The organism is Spirosoma flavum, from assembly GCF_042686045.1.
Classification (GTDB): Bacteria; Bacteroidota; Bacteroidia; order Cytophagales; family Spirosomataceae; genus Spirosoma; species Spirosoma flavum.
The window spans coordinates 1-23,012 of the sequence record NZ_JBHUOM010000017.1 but is presented as its reverse complement, the minus strand read 5'-3'; the positions used below and the strand labels follow the sequence as shown (position 1 = coordinate 23,012).

Sequence of the window (23,012 nt, the reverse complement as noted above, 5' to 3'; positions counted from 1 at the left end):
GGGGTACAACGTCTTTTGTCTTGCAACTATTGACCACTAGAGTTGATAACAGTAGTATACTAGCGAAAAAGATGAATTTCATAATGTTAGTACTTTGACGTGAGCATTTATAGTAGAAAGTGTCTAAATGTACAATATATAATTAAAGAGCTAAACATTTGTATTATAAAGCTAATCATTAATATAGCTGTCGTATGCTACTGGAAATTGTAGTCAAAATCCAGTATGAATACCTATCTTGATCACTTATTACGCAATAAGAAAACGGGGCCGCCCGTGCGGTCGTAAATCACAGGCTTTTAAAGGCAAGCTTGTCGTAGCGTATCGGGCCGAACGCGTCCTGCCTTCCGAGCTGGAAGAAAAGCTGGGCATCTCTCGGACGGAACTCCGCCGTCTTAACCGCTGGTACTACAGATACCGCCTACTTCCCCTTTTACACCCCAAAAACCGTCATCGCTTTATGAAACGGGACCCTGAGTATGTCAAAACGCTTGAACGTAAGATAGCGGACATGGAGAAAGAAAATCAGTTCCTGCGTTTGCAGGCTGAAGCCTATCAAACGGTCATCCAGATCGCTGAAGAGCACGGGGCCGCCCGCGCGGTTTAACATCCCTATTATAAAAAAGCCTGGCGCCAAGCCGTTGAAAAGCTAACTCGTCGCTACCCTCTGGTGGGTATGGAGTTACTGTGTAAACTGTTTCGGGGCCGCCCGTGCGGGCCGAGTGCGTCAAGCCTGGTATGCGGCATCCAGGCAACAAGAAAAGGTAGGCTTTCAGACGGATGTTATCCTGCAGGAAGTCAGACGATTACGGAGTGAAATACCCGGTATGGGTACGCATAAACTGCATCACGAACTCAGTGGCTTTTTGACCCGGCATCGCATTAAACTAGGCCGGGATCGGTTGCATTTGCTATTGAAGGAAAACGGAATGTTGGCTAAAAAGAAGGCTAACAAGGTAACGACGACTGAATCGAACCATCCTCATTACAAGTATCCTAATAAAGCTAAAGATGTTAAACCGATACGAGCTAATGAACTGTGGGTTAGTGACTTGACTTATATTCCAGTCGGGGCCAACTACGCTTATCTGTATGTGATTATGGATGCGTTTTCGCGCAAGATTGTGGGGTGGTCACTACACCAGACGATGCAGGCTAAAGGCGCTTTAGAAGCCTTAAACATGGCCTTATTAGCGCGTAAAGACATCAGTCAGCCAGTGATTCATCATTCGGATCGGGGTGTACAATACTGCTCGTGGGCGTATGTGCAGCGATTGCGGCAAGTCAATGCCACTATTAGCATGACCGAATCGGGTGATCCTAACGAAAATGCGATGGCTGAACGCGTGCTACGAACGTTGAAAGAAGAGTGTAAATTGGCCCGTGGTTTTCTTTCTTTTTCATCAGCTGCTGAAGCGATTGAAAAAGCCATTAATGCCTACAATACGGTCCGTCCCCATGCGTCGATAAACTACTTAACACCCCACCAAATGCACCAGCGAAAGCGAAAACCCAGGCTTCGGTGGTACCCTTATAAAAAGGTTAGGTACGGAAATGTGCAATATGAGGCTGTATTTCGCTGATTTTAATAACTGTCTAACTCAATCAGTAGCATACGGTTGACCTACACAGGGCGCGCCTGAATTGGCCCTTACCTGGTTTACGGATTCGGCGGGGCGGCCTGGCGGTTTTGCCTATCCGCTTACTGCACGTATTCTCCACCAGTTAGTCCCGTTCTGGTAGCCCTGCCGGGTTTCGCACCAATTGTCATTGGTTTAGGTAAGTAGGCTGGCAATCGGTCATGCACCTACTCCGCTAACAAATTTGCCTTACGTTCCGCTGCCTGCCCGAATTTTCGGAAATAGTTTCCTCCATAAACCTGACCCACTTAGCGAATGGCTGATCAAGTGGCTGAAGCCGATTTTGCCGATATAGATGGACAGGGATTGGCTTCAGTACCGGCATGCGCTATATCGAACAAGTAAAAAATAGACTTGTCGGGCCACTCCCGTCAAATGACGGGTAAATGACGGGTAAAAAATGTAGGTTCGATTCCGCTTCTACCCGGTAAACCCCTATCATTGTGCCTTTCAAGACGACTCATGCAACAACCGGAATTGGGAAGACGACTGACCGCTTTACGGAAGGAAAGAAACCTGACGCAAGAAGAGTTGGTCGAAATAAGCCATGTGAGTGTACGCACCATTCAGCGCATTGAAGCCAGTGAGGTGCTGCCCCGCCTGTCAACCGTGAAAATTTTATTGGAAGCGCTTGGTGAGAGTTACGAGTCATTTACAACGAAACCAACCCAAGTCAGTGAAACACCCCAAAGTAGGGTACCCAATGCCAACCGAAACACCGTATTGGTCGCTGCCTTGGCCGGGGCTGTTTACCTGGTGTCGCAGATTATCCTGGGCGCCATGGACCTCACTCGGATCACCAGCGATCAGGGCTGGGAATCTAGGATGAACACGATCTATATGAGCCTTACGGTCGTTATGGTGCTGTCATACACCTTATTTGCGCGGGGATTTATCGCCTTGAGTACCGTATTTGAAAACACCTTACTCAAGGTGGTCGCCTATCTGCTCATTATGGCCACGGCTGGCCTGGGCATTTTAGATGTAACCTCCTTATCGGTGACGGACGTGGAGCGTTTATGGGGCCCGTACGCCGTCGCGGCCGTGCTCTTTGGCGCCTTAAGTATTGCCTTTGGCATAGCCCTGATTCGCTTGCAGGATGGTATGGGCGAACTGGCGCGCCTAGCGGGCCTGCTGGAAATTGTGGTTGGCTGCCTGTTGGTAACTGTGGTGCTATTTTTCATCACCTACGTGATCATCATACCAGCTGTGGTTGTTGAGATCTTGGTGCTCTACCGTGGGTATGACTATCTATCCCGGTCGGAGTCTATCCCGCTCACGTAGGAGTAACGAATACCCTACCGGCGGTGGCCATCAGGCCTGCCAACTCAATAACGATCGTTTTATAAAAATTGGTGGTAGAAAAAATCGATTTGGGTGCCATTTCCCGGCTAGTCAACAAGCGCATGAAAAAAATAGTACGCTCTGGTTTAGGTACAGTTTTTATCCTGCTTTTATGGGCTGGTGGCGTCTTTTTAGCCACCCTGACCGGGTGGTTGCATACGCCCATTGCCAACCAAAACACAACTCAATCCTTCATGGAAGCCATTGATCGGGAAATTGATCGTCAATTCGTTGGCAATTTTGCCATGGCCACCTTATCGAATGGCGTGGTTGACTACGAAAAATTTTATTCGGCGGGAAAGCCCGTGGATCGACATACTGTTTTTCAAGTGGCCTCATTGAGTAAATGGATTTCCGCTTTTGGCATCATGAAGTTGGTCGAAGAGGGCAAACTGGATCTGGACCGTCCCGTGAGCACCTATTTAACCCGGTGGCAATTACCCCCCACTCCATTCAATAATGAAGCAGTGACCGTCCGAAGACTTTTAAGCCATATGGCCGGACTGACCGATGGACTTGGTTATTCGGGATTTGACCCGGGCACACCGGTACAGTCACTTGAACAATCATTAACCAAAGCCGCCGATGCCGATAAGGGGATTAATGGGGCCGTATCTGTAGGCCTTGAACCGGGTAGTGCGTTTACGTATTCTGGCGGTGGTTATACCTTGCTTCAGTTACTAGTCGAGGAGGTTAGTGGTCAATCCTTCGCTTCGTATATGAAAGAATCCGTATTTGAGCCCTTGACGATGAGGCAGTCAACCTACGTTTGGGATGAGTCTTCACCGGATTCATTAGCTGAATTCTACCATAGCAATGGCAAAAAGTCAACGCATTATCGGTTTACCGCTTTAGCCGCCACCTCTTTATATACGTCATTAGCTGATTTAGAACTATTCTTCCAGGCACACCTGCCGGGTAAAAATAACGAACCTATCGGGCGAAATGTCGTTAAGCCGGAGACCATTAAATTGATGCGAACGCCCCATGTGCGAACCATGGGGTTCGCTATTTGGGGGCTGGGAACGGTTCTCTTTGCCCCAACCGCTGGTAACGATTTTATCATCGGTCATGATGGCAAAAGCACCCCGCCCATAAACACATCCACTCGATTGAATCCCGCAACGGGTGATGGAATTATTATTCTTGAAACAGGGAATCCTGTAGTGGCCACAAAATTGGCCAGTGAGTGGGTATTTTGGAAAACCGGACAGGTAGATACGTTTCTTTTTCCGATGTTACAGAATGGACTGGTCTCGACAATTGCCATAGGCAGTCTGGTGATTATGCTGGCCCTATTTATCGTTAGTCGTTGGAGACGCTTAGGCATGAGCTGAGAAGAAGGCCACACAGCCACCCTAGGCGAGCCACGAATAACCTACTGACTACCGGCTGAGCGTTTCTAGGTGAAAGCCAAAAAAAGTAGTTGTTTTGTCTTGTTCACCTGCATGCGCTCATCAACTTTTGAACAAAGTTGCTAACGACGAGCTAATCTAAATCTACTCTAAAATAGTATTTTACCGCTAATGCGGAAATTAGTATATCCTCCCCTTCTCTTTTCAAAATACTGTACTATTCATAGAGACCGTGCAGAGAAGTCAACCTTTTCGTGAACGGTTTTAAGCAACAAAAGAATTAGACGGTCCGTGTCACCGAGCTACAGAAGAAGTCCATTTGGCCAAGGGTTTTCGTGAACGAAACCTTAGTGTTATTCGATTGTACTTATTTAAGAAGAAAGCTGTGAATTACTTCCAATCTTAGAAGTTCTAAGAATAAAACCATTCCAATACTGGGTGGATTTGCCGTTTCGGTGCGATTCGTTTGCCTGAAATCACTTCGTTGAGGGATAGGCAAACGAATCGCACCGAAACGGCAAATCCACCCTTACGACTTTTCCATGAAAAAGACGACGCATCCAAATTGCCCGCGTCTCAATTAGGGAAAATCAGTTTAATTCTAGGTTTGCTCGATGCTGCGGTGACACCTTCGGATATGGATTTTCCCGGCTCAGGACTCCATAAATTGTCCGATGATTTGAAAGACTATTGGGCCGTGAAGGTTTCCGGCAATTACCGGATCATCTTCAAATTCGAGGATGAAGGCGTAACCGGCGTTGCTTATTTAGATTATCATTAGACTAGGAGAAGCAGCCATTGGAGATACCCGCATGAAAGGCCCGATGAAGAACCCGCCCCACCCTGGCCAGGTATTGAAGGGCTTATATTTGGAGCCACTGGTGCTTTCGATCACGGATGCCGCTAAGGGGTTGGGCGTTACCCGTAAAACGTTGTCGCAGTTAATAAACGGTCATCATGCATTACGCCCGACATGGCGTTGCGGTTGGCGGAAGCTTTCAATACGACCCCGCAATTGTGGCTGAATCTTCAACAGAATTACGATTTGCGCCAAGCAGAGAAAAAGGAAAAGGCCTACACGGTACGGCATTTTTGGCCTTCGCCAAATGCTGGCTTATAACCCGCATAGTAGATAAGTTATGGTGCATCGGGGAAATAGAGGATGAAGCTCGTACCTTCCCCGGAGCGACTAAAAGCCGTAACTCCCCCGTTATGGTTCTCCATGACCTTGCGAACAATCGCCAAGCCAATGCCCGTACCCGTATAGGGGCTGCTACGACCATGCAAGCGTTGGAAGGCGTCAAAAATCTTGTCCCGGTAAGCTTCATTGAAGCCGATGCCCTGGTCGGCCACCGTAATCTGACAATAGGATTCAAGGGGTTTGGTGAGCAACCGAAGGTCGTCAGGTAGTTCAGCACGCTTCTTTTTCGCACAGGTTACGCTAATGCGCGGTGGCTCGCAGGGCTTGGTGAATTTCAGCGCGTTCGACAGTAAATTCTGAAATACTTGCCGCAATTGAAACGGGTTCCCCATCAGGATGCAAAGTTCGCCCACCTCAATCTCAGCGCGAGTTTCCTGCACGGTGACTTCTAAGTCAATTAGCACCTCATTGACTAAAATAGTTAAATCGAGTGACCTATGGGCCGTTGCCTCACTGTGTGTGAGCTGGGAGAAGTCTAGCAAATCTTTAATAAGCATTTGCATCCGTTCAGCAGCCGATTGCATCCGAGTCAACAGATGGGCTCCTTCACCCAGCGCCTGAGCGTACTGCTCAAGCAATAACCGGCTGAACGATTTGATCTTGCGCAAGGGCTCTTGCAAATCGTGCGAGGCGATTGCCGCGAACTTGTTTAAACCCTCATTCGACTCGCGAAGTTGCCGTTCTAATCGTTTGCTTTCGGTGATGTTAAAAAACGTAATCACCACTTTTTCGGGAGACTGCTGAACGGCAGAAACCTCAAACCAACCATCAAAGCCATGATCGTCTTTGTAATGCTGGGTGGTCTGCTGGGGGATACCGGTTTCCGCTACTTGGGCGTAAATAGCAAAAAAACCGCTCTCTACATTGCCCGGAAATACATCCAGCAGTCTACGGCCTTCGATTTGGGCGGGCGTCATGGATAAACTGCGCTCAACGGCCCGGTTGGCTTTATCCATCCAGAAATCAATGATCTGTCCATCCTCGTTGCGAATGGCAGTCATAGACAAAATACTACTAATGGAGCCATCCAGGGTGGCTTGAAGTTGCTGCGCCTGCTGGTGGATTTCCTGTTGAGTCTGGTAGCGGGTGGTAATGTCGATGAAGTTGACGACGATGCCATCATTGAATTTACTCAACGATATATCGTACCAGGAAGAGCCGGTTTGGTTGGGGTAATATTCCTCGCCCCGAAATGGCTGGCCGGTTTCGACCACCTGTACATAGCGGTCAAACAGGGTTGTTTGGGCGAATTCGGGATACAAGGTCAACACGGTTTCGCTTCGTAATTGGTCGCCGGTAAACCCACTCCGTTCCCGAAAGGTTGGATTGACCAGTATCATCTGGAAGTCAATTATTTGGCCGGTATCGGAATGGCGTATGGCGTTGGCTGCATAGATATTGGTAAGCGAATTCTGTAATACGGCCCGAAGTAACTCAGGCGACTCATTTGCATCCATGCAGGCGCTAACTAAATTAATGATGGATTGTTTGGGTGAAGGATTGACAAAGCCACCTGAACTAACCTCATTATTCACCCTAAACTTATTTCATTCGTACCTACGAAACATTAACACTTGATGGCTTGTAGTATTACTACAGCTTGTATTAAGCTGATATTCATTTACTTCTTTTGAAAAATGCTACCTTCTGCATTTACGCGGTAGACGATGACGACGACGATAGAGTTCTCATTGAGACGGCGCTAAAGGCCTATTCGGATTGTGAAGTGACATTTTTTTCGGATGGAGAAGCCCTATTAGCCGAGCTTTCTACTAGTCCCGAAGACAAACTACCGACCTTGATTCTATTGGATCTGGATATGCCCCGTGTCAATGGATATGAGGTGCTCGAATCCCTTCGTACTTCCCCCACTTTACGATCCATTCCCGTACTTGTTTTAAGCGGTACGCGCGATGAACAAACCGTTCGGAAAGCCTACGAGCTGGGAGCCAATGCATTTATGAGTAAGCCCAATACGTTTCTTGAATTAAATGGCTTATTGCAACTGACGCATACCTATTGGCTGAAAACGGTTCATACTCCCAAAAACCCATGATGCTGAATCAAGATAAACAAGGTCTTTTTCATTAACACCTATTACAACGGAGACACAACGCTACCACCAGTACTCACGAATGGCAGCATTTGCGCATCCGGCAACGGGAGGGGATTTCTAGCGTCGGTTTGATGCTGATGAGTTTAGCCGACTGGCTAAGGCGAACAAATGAGATAGCGACACTAGGAATTCTACAGGAATTACGCTTGAATTTACTTCTTCTCAATCACCGCAATGAAATGGCCCTTTAAGGCTTCTTACGTCGTGCTTGTTCAACTATAAACGAGCGTGGCCGTTGCACAACTCTACTATCGAGCAAAGCGGTCTTTTCTGTATCTTGAGCTATGCAAGGCAGAAAAGACTATAACGAACAGCCTATCACTTATTTTCAACTTTCCAGCCGCATTCCTAAGCACAACCGCTCCAGCGGCCTGGTTCTACCGTCGGCTGAAGGAAAGGCTCGACTTGAGCTTCATTTATGAGGCTACTAAACAACTCTATGGCTCAACAGGCAATCCCTCGATCGACCCGGTAATCTTTTTTAAGTTTATGCTCATCGGTTGCCTGGAGAATATAACTTCCGATAGGAAGCTGATCGAGCATTGCTCCATGCGCATGGATATGCTGTATTTCTTGGGCTATAACGTCGATGAGCCGTTACCCTGGCACTCCACCCTGAGCCGCACCCGACAACTGTATCCAGAAGCTCTTTTTGAGGCCGTGTTCAACAAAGTATTTAGCTTGTGTGTGGCCAATAATATGGTGGCTGGTTGCCGAGTATCTATTGACTCAGCGCCTGTCAAAGCCAATGCCTCGATGGAAACCCTATTAGAAAAACAACCCAATTTGCCCGGTCCTAAATTGGTCCAGTCAGTTGAGGATCAGAATGGGATAGTAGCCACGATACCTAAACCCAGCAATCGTCACCCTGGGTCGGTCATTACTGCGTCCGATCATCAGTTAAGACAGTTGAAAAAGCACCAGCAAAAATTAAAGAGTGCACCGGCTAATCTAGGAGCCAGCAACAAAAAAGCTCAATTGCTGAGTAATAAGACGCACTATAGCCCTACCGATCCCGATGCTCGTATCTCGGTCAAGCCCGGCAAAGCCCGCAAACTCAACTACCATTGTAGCTTGGCGGTCGATACGGCCGAAGGCGTCATTAGTCATGTGCAGGCCGATTTTGCTGATGGCCGGGACAGCCAATACTTGCCGGATATTGCCCTCAAGCTTCAGCAGCGGTTGGCCGCCAATGAGCTATGTTTAGAAGAGGTATTGGCTGACACGGCCGGGCCGCCGGTGCGGTTACTCAAACGGTAGTAACTACGCCTTACTGGAAGGATGGAATATCACGGGCTGGATACCCGTCTTCGGCCACTATAAGCCTCAAATCGAAGGCTTTTCTTATGATTCTGAGGGGGATTACTTTACTTGTTCAGCCGACAAGCGATTGCCTTTCAAGACCTTTGCCAGCTACGCCGAAACCGGGTTGTTGAAGATCTATCGGGCGGATTACCAAGCCTGCCAACAGTGTCCGCTCAAAGCCACCTGTGTACCCAAGAACCAATACCGACAAATTATCCGAACGGCCTATGATCCCTTCTACCGTCGAGCTCTGGAGCGCCAGCAAAGTCGGCGGGGCAAACGCATGAAACGGCTTCGCCAACGAACGGTGGAGCCGGTCTTGGGTAGTCTGGTAGATTACTATGGGTTGCGAAAGATCAATGTACGGGGTAAAGCTGGGGCTCACAAAGTGATGCTGATGGCGGCTATTGCCTTCAACTTGAAGAAGTATATGAAGTTCACCACCAAGTCTACTCTGGGCCAGGCCATAGCCTTAAAGGCAGAATGGTCATTGTCTTCTCAAGACACGTTTCTGGGCTTTGGCGTGCTTTTTCTCAACTAAGAATTGCAGACAATGGTAGGAAGTCTTAGTTGCCAAGTCAGATGTTGAAAAAACGATGTGGGAAGCAGAGTTGTGCAACAGCCACGAACGTTTGCTAAATGATACTTCAGAGGAGTTTCACATTTATTAAACGAGCTTTCAATTAAGGTTCTTGACACGGAATTGCCTAAGCTATTTCACAATCAATAATCTGCCACTTTTACCGCACCGGCCTAAACTTGCTGATCATCCGTTGAAATAAACTGCTGAGCCAGATAAAGAGCAGTAGACCGAGGATAATCAATACTGCATCCAGCTTGTAGGAGAAACCCATGAATTTCTTCCTGCCATTCAGGGAAAGCTCATACCGAATCCAGTAGCGCTCAACGATCGTCGTTACCTGGTCAAAGGGGAACGCTTCGTCGTAGATGAGGGGGATAATCAACCGGTTGGTCGTATCGATAAAGCCGTATTTGTCCTTCATGCGAACCATCGAGAGGCCATGCTGATAATACGAGGCAAAATCATAGGTCAATGGCGTGCGCACCTTGCCCGACTTATCAATATGGCCGAACTTACCCTGAATGGCCACGGCTGACCTATCTTCAGCGGTAAAGCCGGTCGCTTCATCGTACAAATGGGGGATGCGTAGCTGGCCAGTTTTGTCAATACAACCCCATTTACCATTCTTCTTGACCCAAAATAGGCCGTTGGTTGGCTTGCGCGTATCGGTATAATTGAAAGGAACGATCAGTTCACCCGTAAGGGAACTCACGTACCCGTACTTATTCCCATATTGTACTCGTTGCATACCTTGACCTGAATAGGTGTAATCGACATCAACGGCATCGAGCGCCACCGGAACTTTCAGCACCAAGTCAGGGGCGATGATGCCAAATTTCCCTTGGTATTTAAAAGCCGTAACGTGTTTGGATCGCTGGATCTGCTCAGTGACGAAGGGAGTAAAGTTGAAGTTGAGAATAAAAAAGTCAGCTCCTCTCCACCACAGCACATCTTCCTGAGTGTCGTGGTTACAGGTATAATCGACCTTCGCGTTTTTGATCAGGTAATCTTTTGAATAGTGCTGAATAGGAATTTTGTACAGCTCTTTTCCAGTCTTATCAATATAAGAGAGCCCATAGTGCGAGCCGGCGGTGTAAATGACCCAGGTTTTGCCCTGGCGGAATCGGTCGGTGGCGATGTAGTTAGGCTCGATAATGACCTTCCCCTGTTTATCGATAAATCCGTGCAGACCATGCCCTTGCCCGCTAAGTTGCATAGGAACAAACTCCGCTAGCCCTTCTTCGAAGTCTCCAATGTCACGGTAGGCTGGGGTTAATTGGTGTCCGTTTTTATCCGTAAGGAAGGTTTGGTAGGCACGGCACGCCTTCGTAATCTTTTTGACCACATAGACCTCACCATAGTCTTGGCATTCATCGTATTGGTTTAGCCAGGCCTCATTTGGCGCTAGCTTGATCTGGGCAAAAAGCCTGGCCGATGGCAAGAGTAGGAAAAGTAGCGCCAGGTTTCGAAAAGTGGCTAAAAACAGTAGCAATTTCTGCCTTTTAAGATTACAGCAGGCACTTCTGAAGGACTGTTGGAACATACACGTTGATCAACATGAGACGGACTATTCTTCCTAGATGTATTGTCTTTGTCTATTCCACACAGCTAAGCGGGAAAATGTAGACTTGATGTATTACTTATACGCCCTCTCTTCTAATCGCTTCATCACTAATAATTGCTTCCAATCACCCAGCTAGAGGCACTCTAGTGTCTTACTCAATTCAATTAGTTTTAAGGTTATAGGCTGCTATCCGGCTACCAGGTTATTTCGTTGATACGAGTTTGTAATATTGATAAACGTTTAATAAGCTCCGCAAAAGGCAACGTTTCACCATAAATCATATTTTCCTGCATTTGTCTATAGTCAGCTTCCCAGTCTGATAATAAGTGGCTAGGCGGAACAAATGCCAGTTTGTCCGGTGTATGGTTGTCGTAATTTACCTCGGCTAGGGCCGTAAATCGCCTGCGGTGGTCAACTATAGTCTGATATAGTTCGTCATCCTTTAATGCTATATCAGCAAAGGGTGATTGGTTTAGTTTTTCAATATCATAAAGATGTCGGCTTAATCGGTCAACCCGTACTTTTTCTGGTGCTTTTTGAAACTCCTCGTGCAACAGAAAGATTTTCTCTAGAAATGTTCGTTCGGGATTAACAACCGGTATCGTAATTGGTACATCAGCAAACGGACGGCCACCAAACTGTTCAGCCACTAAGGTGGCAAATGTCCGACTAGTAGTAGGTTCTGTCAGCGAACGACAACCGACTTCTACCAGCACACCAGGCCTTATGTAAGTGTCCTGTTCGGTCAGCTTGGGATAATAAATCTCTATAATAATTGGATCTTGATCTGACTGGCCAGTATTACGATAGCCTACAGTTACATCTGCAAAACCAGCGCCCTTAAATTTAGCCGTGAGTTCATCAATGAATGTCCCCGTCATAAAGGTATAGGAGGCTTTACGTAGCTTTTTGAGCTTCTGCCTATCTAACTCACCCGAAAAACCTAAGTAAGCCCGATCGATTGCTAAATCAATGTCCTCCGAAAAGCGTTGAATTAGCCCCCATCCTTTACTCAATGACGTACCGCCTTTGAAGATGAGTGCAGAAGCGCATTCCATTGAAAAAACAAGTGCTAGTGTTTGCACCACCCACCAGTCCTTTTCGACAGCGATGGCGGGCAACCCCATTCGTTGGCCTGTTTGGGTAAAAATAGCCAACCGAGTTGCATTGGATAACTGCAACCATGTCTGCAAACTTGCGTTATCAATCATTATTGTTTGGTTGGTTGAATGGCCGCAACAACTGTCTTATCCATTCAGGAGCCACTTTCAGATCGTGTTGCAGGTGGTAAGGCTTTTCGTCTTTCAATCGCTCTCGGATAATGCGTAGTTCTTCATCCGTTACATTGTCTTTGCCAATAGTACGCAAGGCTTGAATCGCTAGTTTACTGATATCGCCAACAGCAGCGAGATTTCGGGCACTGGCTTTTTTGAACGTAATGGTCTGCTGTCCTACTTTTATCTTGCGGGGTGAAGCATCAGTATAGTAGACAACATTTAACGGTACCTGTGTAGTAAGGCCTAATTTATAAAGCGCATAGCTACCGGTTGGTACTGTCCGTGATTTGTCGCGTTTGGAAATAGCGGCCGCAATCTCTTCAATGCTGGGTACTATGGTCCCTATTATCTCATCATCAACCGGCCGAACATACATGCCCGTCGCCACGCGGGATAACTTGCCAGACTGCACTAGTCGCTCAAGTGATTTGGCAACCGTTTTGGCATTGGCAATATTTAAAAAGTTATCTGCAAAGAATATTGTGCCCCTTGCGGAACGTGATACTTTTCCAATCACTTGACTTTCAGTACTTACTGGCATTATTGCTATATACGTCCTGTCGCAAATATAGCAATAATTTGCGACAGGGTCAGAATCACGTTATGCTTATATGTATCTGCTTTTTAATGTCGTAATCCACTTCTACCAACCACAACTAACAAGTAATCATAGTCATTAGATCTATTCCGCATATAGGGTAGGATGGGCCTATATGACTTTTATGCCGTGTTTTACAATGCCTATATAGGATTCCTTGTACTTGTCATTGGGTTGATTAAAGCTATTATATGTAAATGATACAACTTAAAAGTACCACCGAATAAAAACTTTGTTGAGTTATATGTGAATGATTACCAATAAAAAATACATTTTGCACTTGTCAAAAGACAAAAACTTTAATTAAACGATTACTCTTCAGCCTAATGGGACACGAGCGTATAAGCCATCTTCCAAGTACGAAGCAATGGCGCAACATCGTGGCTCAATTAACCGAATTCTCGCCACAGAATAATAACGTGGCTTTAATTGCTACCAATACTACTAAGAACGTAGCCCAGCAGATAGAACGCATGAATCAGGATAAAGGAGTTTTGGCTTCATTCTCCTATTTGCTTATCCTGTTACATGCGTCGAAACAGCGTGATCCACATGCTTTTTTACAGCAGAACGGCATTACGTTATCTTCCTCATTTTCCTTATTGGAATTAGCTAGGTCGATAAAACAATTCAACCTGGCTAATAGCGAAAATACGGAATATGCTACGATATCATCTCAGGCACTAATAGATACTGTCAGTACCTGGACAAAAAAGGAACAACAGCAAACAACTCTATTTTTTGGTGGTGATGCCGATCCCTTTGAGCCGTGGCGACGGGCAGCTGACGCAGGTAGTTTCAGTGAGATATCGAGGATTTACTTCTCTAATTTCCTGGGTCGATATCTAAAATACTTTCTTGAGCGGGAGGCTTCTGCTTCATTCAACAACCTTTTTGATCGCAGCGATTTTAATAAACGTCTCGACTCTCACTTAGATGATATATCTCGAAATGCATTTGAAACAACTAAGGTAACCCAGCAATTTGCCGCTGGGTGGTATAATAACAATGCTGTCAAACAATTTCCAAAAGCTACTGAAATTCAAGGTTTTGTAGGCTACGCATTGAAGAAACTTAAGAGGAACCTCGTGTATAATCTTGATCTTGAAGACTGATACACGACATATTATTCTCTGCGACAACGTAGCGCTACCAGACTCCCTGACTGGTACGACGCCGAATCATCGTGTTTTAAGACTTATCAACCGTGAAGGTCTGGCCAATCGGAACATGAGCGTCAAGATTCATAGTTTCGCTTCCCATTTACAATCAAAAATGCCGAATCGAACTCGGGATTTGATCGAAATAGCAGCCTTTATTTACGCAGCTGACAGGCAAATAAAGCGTGGGACAACTGATCAAGTTGAATTCACGAGTTGGGCACGGGAACTCGTATTTTGCATACCTGTCCGTGACTTATTCTTTTGGCAACAAGCTGATATAACTAAGCAGCTGGAAGACGCATTGATATTTATTACGGGTGATAAATCATATCAGTTTCATTTTACAAAACGAATCGGATTAGACCCATTAACGAGCCTATTTCATAATGACGAAATTGCCTCGGAGCCGATGAATACAGCAGTTACATGTCCAGTAGCTTTATTTTCAGGAGGATTAGATTCATTGGCTGGGGTAGTTTCACTTTTAGAAAAAACGTCTGATAAGGTAATAATTACTAGCCACAGATCTAATTCAGCCACAACCCGCGTGCAGAAAAGAGTATATGATGCCCTTAAACAAGCCTATCCAAGCCGTTTATTTTATCACCCACTTGAATGCACATTGACTAATGTCCGTGCTAGCGAGGAGACCCAACGAACACGGTTTTTCCTTTATACCGCCGTTGGATATGCCCTAGCGCAGGCTTACGGACAGAATGAATTAAATATATTCGAGAACGGCATTACATCGATAAACCTGAGTAAGCGCCAAGATGTAATCAATGGTCGAGCCAGTCGAACTACGCACCCAAAAACACTTGGCTTACTTCAGGAAGTATTTTCATCCGTAGCTTCAAGACCGTTCAAAATTTTACACCCATTCCTCTACTGGACGAAGACTGAAGTTGTTGCTTCGTTAAAACAGTATAATCAACAAGGACTAATAACGGCTACAGTTACCTGTACGAAAACATTCCTTGGTTTCAAAAACCGAACGACTGCCTCTCATTGCGGTTATTGCTCTCAATGTGTTGATCGGCGGTTTGCTATGTATGCCAGTCAATTAGATAAACATGATGCCATTTATGATTTCGATTTGGCAACAGAAGCTTTCCCATGCAATGATGCCCGAACTCAAGTGGTTGATTACATGCGCCATGCTCATTCATTTGCAACCACACATTTCGGTGAATTCTGTGAATCGTATCTTGACCCCCTTGCTGATCTTACAGCTTACATACCAAGCTGTAAAGAAGAGGAAGAAGTGACAAAATTGCATGAGTTGTATCAGCGGCATTCAGCAGCCGTGCAACGCGCATATCGGAGAATGGTAGACACGCACTATTCGATTTACGGCCCACCCCTACCTAACTCAATTTATGAAGTGGTGAATGATCGTCGTTTTCAACGTGATCGGGCGCAGTGTTTAGCGGATGATATAGCGCAGATGTTAACGAGTACTATTCCTATTGCATTAGCCAGTACGAAAGTCAATCACGAAAATGCTCTTAATGATCAAATCCAAGCTTTATTAAAACGTGACGGGGCAGCCTACGAACGTGAATATCCGACTGTTCGCTTCTCTTTCTCAACTGTCGTGCCTGACCATTCTTCTACGAATGCCGATTCTGATTTGTTTATTGAAGCTAAATATATCCGTAGGAGTACTCCCCCAAGTAAAGTGACGGATCAACTTGCGGCCGATATAATGAAGTATCCGCCGGGAACTTACAAGCTATTTGTAATCTATGATCCCGAACGGCGGATTAAGGACGATACTGGCTTTAAACGCGACTTTGAAAAGCGTAGCAACTCCACAATATGTGTAGTACGGTAACAGATTTTCGGACTAATAATAATTCAAGAAGTGTAATAACCTGAAAGGTAGAACGGCTTTGGCGAGTGAGCTCTATAATTCCCCGGCTAACACATCACCGGATTAAGTCTAAAAGACAATACTACCCTCGACTGAGTAGCAGGAACTGAACGACAATATGATCAAAGGTGTGACATCGCAGTTACGAACATTGCTACGGAGAAATTATATAGTCATATCAGGCCGCGAACGATCCGTCTAGTTCATTAATTAGAGATAATGTTTGATAGCCGAATGCTAAATAGGGTACATTTAAAAAAAGGTACATAAACCGTCACGACTCGAAAATTCGAGTCTCAAACAAACGGACGTTTAACTGAGATTACTCCTGAGCGTGTTTGAGCGGTGAAATAGCCTTAAAAACTGTTTCAACCGGGTCGCCGAAGCGATCGCCATCTCAAAAATCAACCGTAACGGCGGACCGTGTCTCACAAAGGCTTCCCTACTGACTTATTGAGACTGTGAAATTGGCACTCAATTGCCTGAGAACTACTTGTAGGCTCTTTTACCCGTACAAAAACCATGAAGGCAACCCGTGACGGTTTTTGTACTATTTTTTAATTATACCCAATAGTCGTGTTAAATTCGGGTCGTCTAGCCGCCAGAGCTGCGCAGACGATCAGGAACCGTGAGGACTGGCAACACATAAAGAATTGACGCATCTGGCAACATAATGATGATGAAGAAGAGCGGACAACATAGGTTTTAATTGAGGAATTAGGCGACGGTTATACCATCGGAACATTGAATCATCTTTGGGAGAGGTTTAATGATTTAAATGAGTGCTGGACTAATGCAGAGCCGCAGAGACGAGCTTTACTTGTTGCACAAATTCTTGTTCATATAGCGCCAGAGCAAAGCAGTAGCCAGCCTAAAAGCTCACGACCTAATACGGAGTTAAAGCCGAAGACTTAACAATAATATAACTAACTAATTCATTAATATGGCCCCAGGTAAGGAGTATGAGAAATTTGTATACGACAAAATGAAAATGTTTTTTCCAGATTTTCAAGTAACTCTTGATGAAAAAATTGTTGGAAAAATTAGCGGTATTTCACGTCAAATTGATGTTACAATAAGAGGAAAAATTAAAGGTATCGAAATTCTATATCTAGTTCAATGTAAAGACAAAACTCGTGCAGCAGACATTATAATAGTGGGAGAATTTGCTTCTGTAGTTGATGATTTAGGTGCAACTAGAGGCTTTTTAATATGTGCCGGAGGTTTTGCTAAAACAATACATATCTATGCCCAAAAAAAGAATATTGATCTTTTTACTATTCAAGATATTAATCACCCCAAATGGAAAGTAAAAATCCAAATTTCTGTATTATATAAAAAGAATAAGAGTACGGAGATTAATATGGATATATCATATATGGAAGATTATCTACCTAAGCCAATAGATTCTTTTAGTCTAACTCGTCATAAAAAAAACTTTAAAAGAGTAAGTATTGATAATGGTAGAACCTCTGAAAGCTTAATGAGCTATATAAATAAAGTTTTGAAACATAATAATATTGATGTAAGTAAACAGCCTATATTAATTTTAGATTTTATTACCACATAGGTAGATGATGTATGGATCAGAGTTAATATTGAATTAGAATTTTTATTTGAAGTTAACTATTACTTTTTTTTCATAGACCCTGCTGGATATTCTCAAATTGAAAATCATATTACTGGTGAAATAACCCCCTTACAATTATCAGTAAAAACTAATACTCTTCTTAATCCTAATATTAATAATAAAATAAATAATATAAATAATTTTAATTATACTGGTTCGTATTTATCTGTTACAGAAGGAATAACACAAATTGATACTTTAACCGTGTCTCAAATGAGTGATAAAAAGTTCTAGATTTTACTTTTGCTTTATGGTAAGATAACGGAGACCGACCGAAGGAGGCCACGCCGTGAATTTCCGACACCTCACCGCACAGTCTTCACAAACGTTACAAATTACTCAGACCCACGATGAGTTTAGGAGAATATAACCTACTCCTTTACGTCAATTTTAATCTAAATCTATATTAGACTTTATTGCTTTCGATATAAGATAATTCACAAAACTAGAACAAGTGACTAAAATAAACTTAGCGTCATCAATATCAATATTTTGCCTATCATCTTTTATTTTATGCCTAATTCCACTTTCATCTCCAGCCCACGCGTACAATTTTTCAAGGCTAAGTTGTAAAACTGGATGAATAGTAATAAGCCCTTTATTTTTTATTTCTCTTATTGATGCGTGAATTAGTTTGTAAAGAAGGCAATCTCCTTTTTGTGGAAAAATAGCTGGACTAACTTCCGATCTTTCTCCAAAAGACGAATCTGTTCCAAAACAGTAGCTGTCAAGTCCGTCAGCGAAAGGAAAACTTGGTTTTTTAGACCCTGTTTGAGCTGATTCCAGACTAACTCGGTCGGATTTAGTTCCGGGCCACCGTGGCGCGGCTGTAAGCGGGCAAACGCTCCAGGTGAATCCGTCCAGGTCGCTCTTTTAGGAATGCTTTCACCGCTTCTCCGCTGTGAATCGAAGCGCCATTCGCACCGGCGACCCGGCCAAATGATGAGCAAATCTCGCTTGCGGTAACGGCTACACAGCTTGCTTAAAAACCAGACTATATCTTCCCCGCTAAAGGAATGATCCTGCCCCCCGACATAAATTCGACCAGTGGGCGCAATGGCCGCAATCAGGCCGCTGCGGCGGGCCGCTGAGATGGTCGCGCCCTGCTTGTTCTAGCAGTACGGGTGTTTGTCCTTTTGGTGCCCAAGTCAGTCCCAACATAGGCAACAAATAGCAAACGGTCCGCCGTTGCGGCCGATTCATCCACGTACAAAATTACCCGTTGCTCAGTTTGAGCTTTTTTTGAGCTCGGGCAAGCGTTCTTCTCGCCATTGCTTGACCCGTTGTGGGTCTTGTTGCCGTGCGTTGGGCTGCGGTTTTTGCCGGGTCCAGCCTACTTTCTTCAGTAAACGCCCTACTTGAGAGGGATCATAACTGACCCCAAAAAGCCGTTTGATGACTTCATTGACGCGGGGTCGGGTCCAGATATGACCAGGAAAACCGTGATACTCAGCCCCTTTGTTCAATTCCTCAACCAATTGAGTCAACTGCTCATCCATCAAGCGGCAATCGGGCCCCTTAGGCTAACGCCAAGCTAAACCAGCCTGGCCATCTTGCTGATATTTTTTGAGGGTTCGACTTACCCAGCCCTCCGTCAGGCCCAAAGCCGTAGCAATCTGGGTTTGTTTCCAGCCAGTATCTTTCAATTGAGCACAGCGTCGACGCAGTAGTTCGTAGTCAGATGGTTTGTAGGTTGCCATTTCTACCAAAGAACGAATCTTTACAAGCCTACTCACTGACCAATAATACTTCGGAAATAATTTATGGGTTATTATTTTTCTAGAACCGGTACTCTTTCTCCCCTAGAATAATATGAAGTGTCTATTTTCTTGCCATTATGAGAATAGAAAAGGGAGATTCCGTCTTTTTGTCCCCTCTTCCATTTAATTAGTGTTTTAATATTCATGTTTTGGTAGTCTTCTTATCATCCAAAAAGGTAGCTCCAAGTGCCCCCAATATAAACGTACCCTGTCCAAAGTCCACCAATGACAAATGCAATCCAAGATAATAAACTTTGTTCTTCAAATTGATAAGTTACAAAACCATAGATGATTAAGAGAGGTCCTAAAACAAGTATAAAAAAATAGGCAATTCCTGCGTTTGGGATGACACTCGGTGCATTTCTACTACTCAATAGATATACAAGAGGAGAAATTAAGGGCACCAAAATGATGAATGAAATCAAAGAATATCGTTGCATTATCTTAAGCATCAAAAGCAATACACTTACTAAAAAAAAAGCTAATGGGTAAGACAATTCTTCTTATTGTAATTTGTAATAATTCAGAATCAACTTAATCAAGTGCAATTTTTTATAGTCATTCAATTTAAATTATTCCTAGATCTGTTGTAAAACTAATTTTATGTTAAGAGAATAAAATTAGTTTGAGATAAAATAGTTTCGAATCGAATCCATAGAAATGTATAAAATAGAATGTTAGCTAAAGATTTTCCTGAAGACTATGAATTGCTAAGCTTCTTTGAAGTGGAACCCAGTCTACTAGACACAGATGCACCTTGGCTTTATAATGCAATCACTTTTAAGAAGGAATACATTGATGAGCTGTTATACTGTACGTTTTCGCCTTCCTATGGAGATCTGGACTTAACCTTGATTCGTAATCAAAAACCAAAAATTACTTTAAGCCTACATAATATTGAAGCCATCAAGATCTTAAAAGATCCGAGTGGAGAGCACCTCAAAGTGATTTTCAACTCTGACTCTCCATTATTAAACTTTCTTCTCACTCTTAAACCTGAGGTGAGTATTGTTTGGGGCACCGACTATTAGTGGCTCAAAATTGTTATATAAGTGTCGTGGCGGTTGCAAAAGTCGGAACTTGCCAAATAATGAGACGTTTGGCTTCAGTTTTTTAGCTCAAACTTGTCCAAACTATTAGTTATTACTTGGCTCAATGGATGATCCATTTAGTTTTGCAACAGCCACTGTCTTTATGTTCAGAGTCTGAAATAAATATCAAGCTAGTCTAATTAGAAAAGCGATCACAGTTAAGTACTAAAAGTGCTATCGATTCTTGTCCCAATTTTGAATGACTTCTCTTGCTTGATTTGTGATCTTATGCCACTCCGGATCTTCTAATATTTCTTTATCTGTTGCCTTAACTCGGTAGCTGTTAAACTCCATTATAAGTTGTTCTATTTCCAGTCGTAAGCTCTCTGGAAGCTTCATATTTGGCCAGCTTTCTTTCGAGATGAACCGTTCAATATCAAAGTCATCGAAAAGGCTCATCATATACTCGTCGAAGGAAGACTCATAATCTAGAGATCTACCAAGCCATATAATTCTCTGACTATTTAAGTCAGCAATGTTTCTTATGGCTTCGTGAAGATTTTTCTTCCATAATTCGAGTGACTCTGACTGCATATCTGCTTGTTGTATAAGTGCAATTTGCTAGCTCATTATTTTTTCAGAGACTTCCGTTTTCCTTTTTCCTCTACTTTTAATATTGATTTCCTCGCCCATTGTCTTAACTCAGAATCTGAGTCAAGAGCTTGCTCGTCAAGCTCTTTTTTGGTTAACCCTTTGAAATTTTTCTTTGTAATATGGATGCTCCGTGACATTTTATTCTGTTGTGTAAGTGCCATTATGTTATATGAATATCCCTGTCTAGTAGCATAGCAAACCGTTTAGTTGTTTCTTAGTCGCATTCAATTTCTATTTAAAATATGCGAGGGTAAATTCCAGTATTGTAAGAAGCATAACTACACCAAAGACGGATAAGAAAATCTTAAAGGCTTTGCTGTAACCAGTTGAATTTCTACCAGTAGCTGCTTTTACAATGTTTATTAATATAAACGCAATCCCGATGATGACAATCACGGCTTTTATGATTGTCAATGTCATAAAAAAAGGTGTATTCATAGGTGCCTAATTTTGAGTTCAATTCTTTTTGTACAAGTTCAATTATGTAAACCTCTAACCTCTTTTGCCCTTCCTTAGTACGCCAATACGGCCAAACTCGACTACTCGATCAAAGGACAAATTCCACAATAGATAGCCCTCTTTTTCCAGCCCTTCTTTTACTGATTTGATGGCATCTGCTAGGGATGCACGGTGAGAATTATGTCTATCCGTAACTACATAAACGTCATCTGTATCAAATGTTGCGTATACCGATTGAGTGATTTTGCCCTCATCAAAGTCTTGGTCAACGCCTACATAGATCCATTCGTTTCCGTTTTGTTTCTCCCATTCAACTTTAGGCAGGTAGGTACTACTAGCTATATAGATCGTCTTAGCATCTATCCTCAAAGCGGTTGTATAAGTGGCGATATGTCAATTAGCTCCCTTAATCAAATATCCACATTCCTCCATCAGCATCCCAGAAGATGCCTATTTCGGCTACTATTTCAGGGTTGCTAGGGTCAAGATTCAACCTAATGCTATCCCCGTTAGCAAAGATTATTGTTAGATGCTGGCTTTCAACGTAATCAATAGCGTACACTACTTGAGCAATATACCCACAGAGTAAGTTTCGATATCTATCGTCAAAATGTCTTACTGTTTCTGCTCTCACTTGCAACATAGGGGAAACATAACAAGTCAATTTAGGACCATCAAAATGGAGTTCTAAATAGTCTTGAACGAAAGCCACTTCACTAAGTTGTTCGCCTACGAGTTGGGTATAAAGCTGGTTCCTTGTCCTGTTTTCTTGGTTATTAATATCACTCATTGATTGTTGTATAAACCATTTTATGCTAGCTAATGCGTTTTATTCATGTATCCTGTAACCTCAACCTGCATCCTTTGAAACTGCATAGTCATTGCACAACCAGATCCTATTAGTTTAAAAAGAAACTTTTGTGGCTCAAGCTGAAGAAAACTTATATCGGCAATATTGATCGTAGACCAACCTTCTATTTTAACGTCCTTGACATCCCATAACTGTAAGGCTATTTGAGCTTGATTGTAGCTATATTGCTTCCATTTCTCAGGCGGATTCATGGGATAATTCTTAACATCAAAAATGATAGTGAAGCTAGGCCCATCATAGCTCATTATGATTTTGGATACTTCTATCTTTTCTAAACACGGCTCATCACCTGTAAAGATGCTGGAAACCGCCTTTGGGTTCATTGCAACCTCATACCACATACAGCTTATTACTATTCTTTCCTGTTATATAATCAATGTGGCTGTTGCAAAAGTCGATAGCCGCTTAATGGGACTCCATTTAAATGAATTTTCAGCTAATGAATGGCGCAGAATCGGCTGAAAAAATAGGCATTTTAATCCCCTTCCAGCTTTTGCAACATCCACAACTCTTATGAAACTTGATGTATTACACTGAAATAGCTTGACACTAACCGTGTAAAGTTATGAAGGTGAGTGGGTTTAT

Annotated in this window: 25 protein-coding genes; 13 read left to right on the top strand and 12 right to left on the bottom strand. The window is 43.7% G+C overall.

Annotation, left to right across the window (positions count from 1 at the left end; translation table 11 throughout):
- Nucleotides 1–460 precede the first annotated feature (460 nt).
- The 6 genes from ACFS25_RS16985 (at nt 461) to ACFS25_RS16960 (ending at nt 5,459) form a co-directional block, all read left to right on the top strand.
- Nucleotides 461–607, top strand: a complete 147-nt coding sequence (locus tag ACFS25_RS16985) for a hypothetical protein (protein WP_381503458.1) — start codon at nt 461–463, stop codon at nt 605–607.
- Nucleotides 608–722: 115 nt separating this feature from the next.
- A complete protein-coding gene (locus ACFS25_RS16980) occupies nt 723–1,583 on the top strand; it encodes an IS3 family transposase (RefSeq protein WP_381503456.1) in 861 nt (286 codons plus the stop codon).
- Nucleotides 1,584–2,081: 498 nt separating this feature from the next.
- On the top strand, nt 2,082–2,924 hold the full coding sequence (locus ACFS25_RS16975; protein ID WP_381503454.1) for a helix-turn-helix domain-containing protein: 843 nt from the start codon (nt 2,082–2,084) through the stop codon (nt 2,922–2,924).
- Nucleotides 2,925–3,046: 122 nt separating this feature from the next.
- A complete protein-coding gene (locus tag ACFS25_RS16970; RefSeq protein ID WP_381503452.1) occupies nt 3,047–4,321 on the top strand; it encodes a serine hydrolase domain-containing protein in 1,275 nt (424 codons plus the stop codon).
- A 484-nt stretch (nt 4,322–4,805) separates the two neighbouring features.
- Complete coding sequence (locus ACFS25_RS16965; RefSeq protein WP_381503450.1) at nt 4,806–5,120, top strand: type II toxin-antitoxin system RelE/ParE family toxin; 315 nt, start codon at nt 4,806–4,808, stop codon at nt 5,118–5,120.
- 192 nt (nt 5,121–5,312) lie between these two features.
- Nucleotides 5,313–5,459, top strand: a complete 147-nt coding sequence (locus ACFS25_RS16960; protein WP_381503448.1) for a helix-turn-helix transcriptional regulator — start codon at nt 5,313–5,315, stop codon at nt 5,457–5,459.
- Nucleotides 5,460–5,476: 17 nt separating this feature from the next.
- On the opposite strand, the gene ACFS25_RS16955 is transcribed toward ACFS25_RS16960, so the two are convergent.
- Nucleotides 5,477–6,997 carry an ATP-binding protein gene (locus tag ACFS25_RS16955; protein ID WP_381503446.1) on the bottom strand — a complete coding sequence of 507 codons (1,521 nt, stop codon included), beginning with the start codon at nt 6,995–6,997 and terminating at the stop codon, nt 5,477–5,479.
- 173 nt (nt 6,998–7,170) lie between these two features.
- Here ACFS25_RS16955 and ACFS25_RS16950 point away from each other — a divergent pair, with 173 nt between their 5' ends.
- From ACFS25_RS16950 to ACFS25_RS16940, 3 genes are all read left to right on the top strand, one after another.
- Nucleotides 7,171–7,596, top strand: coding sequence for a response regulator (locus ACFS25_RS16950; protein WP_381503444.1), 426 nt, complete (start codon nt 7,171–7,173; stop codon nt 7,594–7,596).
- Nucleotides 7,597–7,884: 288 nt separating this feature from the next.
- Entirely contained in the window at nt 7,885–8,916 is a 1,032-nt protein-coding gene (locus ACFS25_RS16945; RefSeq protein ID WP_381503443.1) for a transposase, read from the top strand.
- A 130-nt stretch (nt 8,917–9,046) separates the two neighbouring features.
- Nucleotides 9,047–9,502 (top strand): transposase, encoded by a 456-nt coding sequence (locus ACFS25_RS16940; protein WP_381503441.1) that lies wholly within the window; start codon nt 9,047–9,049, stop codon nt 9,500–9,502.
- A gap of 199 nt (nt 9,503–9,701) precedes the next feature.
- On the opposite strand, the gene ACFS25_RS16935 is transcribed toward ACFS25_RS16940, so the two are convergent.
- The 3 genes from ACFS25_RS16935 to ACFS25_RS16925 all read right to left on the bottom strand — a co-directional run bounded on the left by ACFS25_RS16935 (nt 9,702) and on the right by ACFS25_RS16925 (nt 12,926).
- Nucleotides 9,702–10,985, bottom strand: coding sequence for a WG repeat-containing protein (locus ACFS25_RS16935; RefSeq protein WP_381503439.1), 1,284 nt, complete (start codon nt 10,983–10,985; stop codon nt 9,702–9,704).
- Between the two features lie 317 nt (nt 10,986–11,302).
- Nucleotides 11,303–12,319 (bottom strand): nucleotidyl transferase AbiEii/AbiGii toxin family protein, encoded by a 1,017-nt coding sequence (locus ACFS25_RS16930; protein ID WP_381503437.1) that lies wholly within the window; start codon nt 12,317–12,319, stop codon nt 11,303–11,305.
- Complete coding sequence (locus ACFS25_RS16925; RefSeq protein ID WP_381503435.1) at nt 12,312–12,926, bottom strand: DUF6088 family protein; 615 nt, start codon at nt 12,924–12,926, stop codon at nt 12,312–12,314. Before ACFS25_RS16925 ends, ACFS25_RS16930 begins: the two co-directional genes overlap by 8 nt.
- Before the next feature lie 383 nt (nt 12,927–13,309).
- Between ACFS25_RS16925 and ACFS25_RS16920 the strand changes: the two genes are divergently transcribed.
- The 3 genes from ACFS25_RS16920 to ACFS25_RS16910 all read left to right on the top strand — a co-directional run bounded on the left by ACFS25_RS16920 (nt 13,310) and on the right by ACFS25_RS16910 (nt 17,592).
- Nucleotides 13,310–14,098: a hypothetical protein gene (locus tag ACFS25_RS16920; protein ID WP_381503433.1), complete on the top strand. Its 789-nt coding sequence runs from the start codon at nt 13,310–13,312 to the stop codon at nt 14,096–14,098.
- Entirely contained in the window at nt 14,088–15,983 is a 1,896-nt protein-coding gene (locus ACFS25_RS16915; protein WP_381503431.1) for a PD-(D/E)XK nuclease domain-containing protein, read from the top strand. The genes ACFS25_RS16920 and ACFS25_RS16915 overlap by 11 nt, the downstream gene beginning before the upstream one ends.
- Nucleotides 15,984–16,965: 982 nt before the next feature.
- Nucleotides 16,966–17,592, top strand: coding sequence for a restriction endonuclease (locus tag ACFS25_RS16910; RefSeq protein WP_381503429.1), 627 nt, complete (start codon nt 16,966–16,968; stop codon nt 17,590–17,592).
- A 689-nt stretch (nt 17,593–18,281) separates the two neighbouring features.
- Here ACFS25_RS16910 and ACFS25_RS16905 read toward each other — a convergent pair.
- The 3 genes from ACFS25_RS16905 to ACFS25_RS16895 form a co-directional block, all read right to left on the bottom strand.
- Complete coding sequence (locus tag ACFS25_RS16905; RefSeq protein ID WP_381503427.1) at nt 18,282–18,602, bottom strand: hypothetical protein; 321 nt, start codon at nt 18,600–18,602, stop codon at nt 18,282–18,284.
- 276 nt (nt 18,603–18,878) lie between these two features.
- Nucleotides 18,879–19,151: a helix-turn-helix domain-containing protein gene (locus ACFS25_RS16900; RefSeq protein ID WP_381503425.1), complete on the bottom strand. Its 273-nt coding sequence runs from the start codon at nt 19,149–19,151 to the stop codon at nt 18,879–18,881.
- A gap of 24 nt (nt 19,152–19,175) precedes the next feature.
- A complete protein-coding gene (locus tag ACFS25_RS16895) occupies nt 19,176–19,352 on the bottom strand; it encodes a helix-turn-helix domain-containing protein (protein WP_381503423.1) in 177 nt (58 codons plus the stop codon).
- A gap of 734 nt (nt 19,353–20,086) precedes the next feature.
- On the opposite strand from ACFS25_RS16895, the gene ACFS25_RS16890 reads away from it, so the two are divergent.
- Entirely contained in the window at nt 20,087–20,443 is a 357-nt protein-coding gene (locus tag ACFS25_RS16890) for a hypothetical protein (RefSeq protein WP_381503421.1), read from the top strand.
- A gap of 234 nt (nt 20,444–20,677) precedes the next feature.
- Here the strand turns inward: ACFS25_RS16890 and ACFS25_RS16885 are convergent, their stop codons facing one another.
- The 5 genes from ACFS25_RS16885 to ACFS25_RS16865 all read right to left on the bottom strand — a co-directional run bounded on the left by ACFS25_RS16885 (nt 20,678) and on the right by ACFS25_RS16865 (nt 22,768).
- Entirely contained in the window at nt 20,678–21,037 is a 360-nt protein-coding gene (locus ACFS25_RS16885; protein ID WP_381503419.1) for a hypothetical protein, read from the bottom strand.
- Between the two features lie 291 nt (nt 21,038–21,328).
- Nucleotides 21,329–21,535: a hypothetical protein gene (locus ACFS25_RS16880; RefSeq protein WP_381503417.1), complete on the bottom strand. Its 207-nt coding sequence runs from the start codon at nt 21,533–21,535 to the stop codon at nt 21,329–21,331.
- 54 nt (nt 21,536–21,589) lie between these two features.
- A complete protein-coding gene (locus tag ACFS25_RS16875) occupies nt 21,590–21,925 on the bottom strand; it encodes a hypothetical protein (protein WP_381503415.1) in 336 nt (111 codons plus the stop codon).
- A gap of 37 nt (nt 21,926–21,962) precedes the next feature.
- Entirely contained in the window at nt 21,963–22,346 is a 384-nt protein-coding gene (locus ACFS25_RS16870; RefSeq protein ID WP_381503413.1) for a hypothetical protein, read from the bottom strand.
- A gap of 29 nt (nt 22,347–22,375) precedes the next feature.
- Complete coding sequence (locus ACFS25_RS16865) at nt 22,376–22,768, bottom strand: Imm50 family immunity protein (RefSeq protein ID WP_381503411.1); 393 nt, start codon at nt 22,766–22,768, stop codon at nt 22,376–22,378.
- Nucleotides 22,769–23,012 lie beyond the last annotated feature (244 nt).

Coding starts and splice junctions, on each gene's coding strand:
- ACFS25_RS16930 (WP_381503437.1), bottom strand. CDS start 12,319: ATGATTGATAACGCAAGTTTGCAGACATGGTTGCAGTTATCCAATGCA.
- ACFS25_RS16870 (WP_381503413.1), bottom strand. CDS start 22,346: ATGAGTGATATTAATAACCAAGAAAACAGGACAAGGAACCAGCTTTAT.
- ACFS25_RS16960 (WP_381503448.1), top strand. CDS start 5,313: ATGGCGTTGCGGTTGGCGGAAGCTTTCAATACGACCCCGCAATTGTGG.
- ACFS25_RS16885 (WP_381503419.1), bottom strand. CDS start 21,037: ATGCAGTCAGAGTCACTCGAATTATGGAAGAAAAATCTTCACGAAGCC.
- ACFS25_RS16985 (WP_381503458.1), top strand. CDS start 461: ATGAAACGGGACCCTGAGTATGTCAAAACGCTTGAACGTAAGATAGCG.
- ACFS25_RS16955 (WP_381503446.1), bottom strand. CDS start 6,997: ATGGATGCAAATGAGTCGCCTGAGTTACTTCGGGCCGTATTACAGAAT.
- ACFS25_RS16890 (WP_381503421.1), top strand. CDS start 20,087: ATGTTAGCTAAAGATTTTCCTGAAGACTATGAATTGCTAAGCTTCTTT.
- ACFS25_RS16970 (WP_381503452.1), top strand. CDS start 3,047: ATGAAAAAAATAGTACGCTCTGGTTTAGGTACAGTTTTTATCCTGCTT.
- ACFS25_RS16910 (WP_381503429.1), top strand. CDS start 16,966: ATGGCCCCAGGTAAGGAGTATGAGAAATTTGTATACGACAAAATGAAA.
- ACFS25_RS16865 (WP_381503411.1), bottom strand. CDS start 22,768: ATGTGGTATGAGGTTGCAATGAACCCAAAGGCGGTTTCCAGCATCTTT.
- ACFS25_RS16925 (WP_381503435.1), bottom strand. CDS start 12,926: ATGCCAGTAAGTACTGAAAGTCAAGTGATTGGAAAAGTATCACGTTCC.
- ACFS25_RS16900 (WP_381503425.1), bottom strand. CDS start 19,151: ATGGATGAGCAGTTGACTCAATTGGTTGAGGAATTGAACAAAGGGGCT.
- ACFS25_RS16880 (WP_381503417.1), bottom strand. CDS start 21,535: ATGAATACACCTTTTTTTATGACATTGACAATCATAAAAGCCGTGATT.
- ACFS25_RS16895 (WP_381503423.1), bottom strand. CDS start 19,352: ATGGCAACCTACAAACCATCTGACTACGAACTACTGCGTCGACGCTGT.
- ACFS25_RS16920 (WP_381503433.1), top strand. CDS start 13,310: ATGGGACACGAGCGTATAAGCCATCTTCCAAGTACGAAGCAATGGCGC.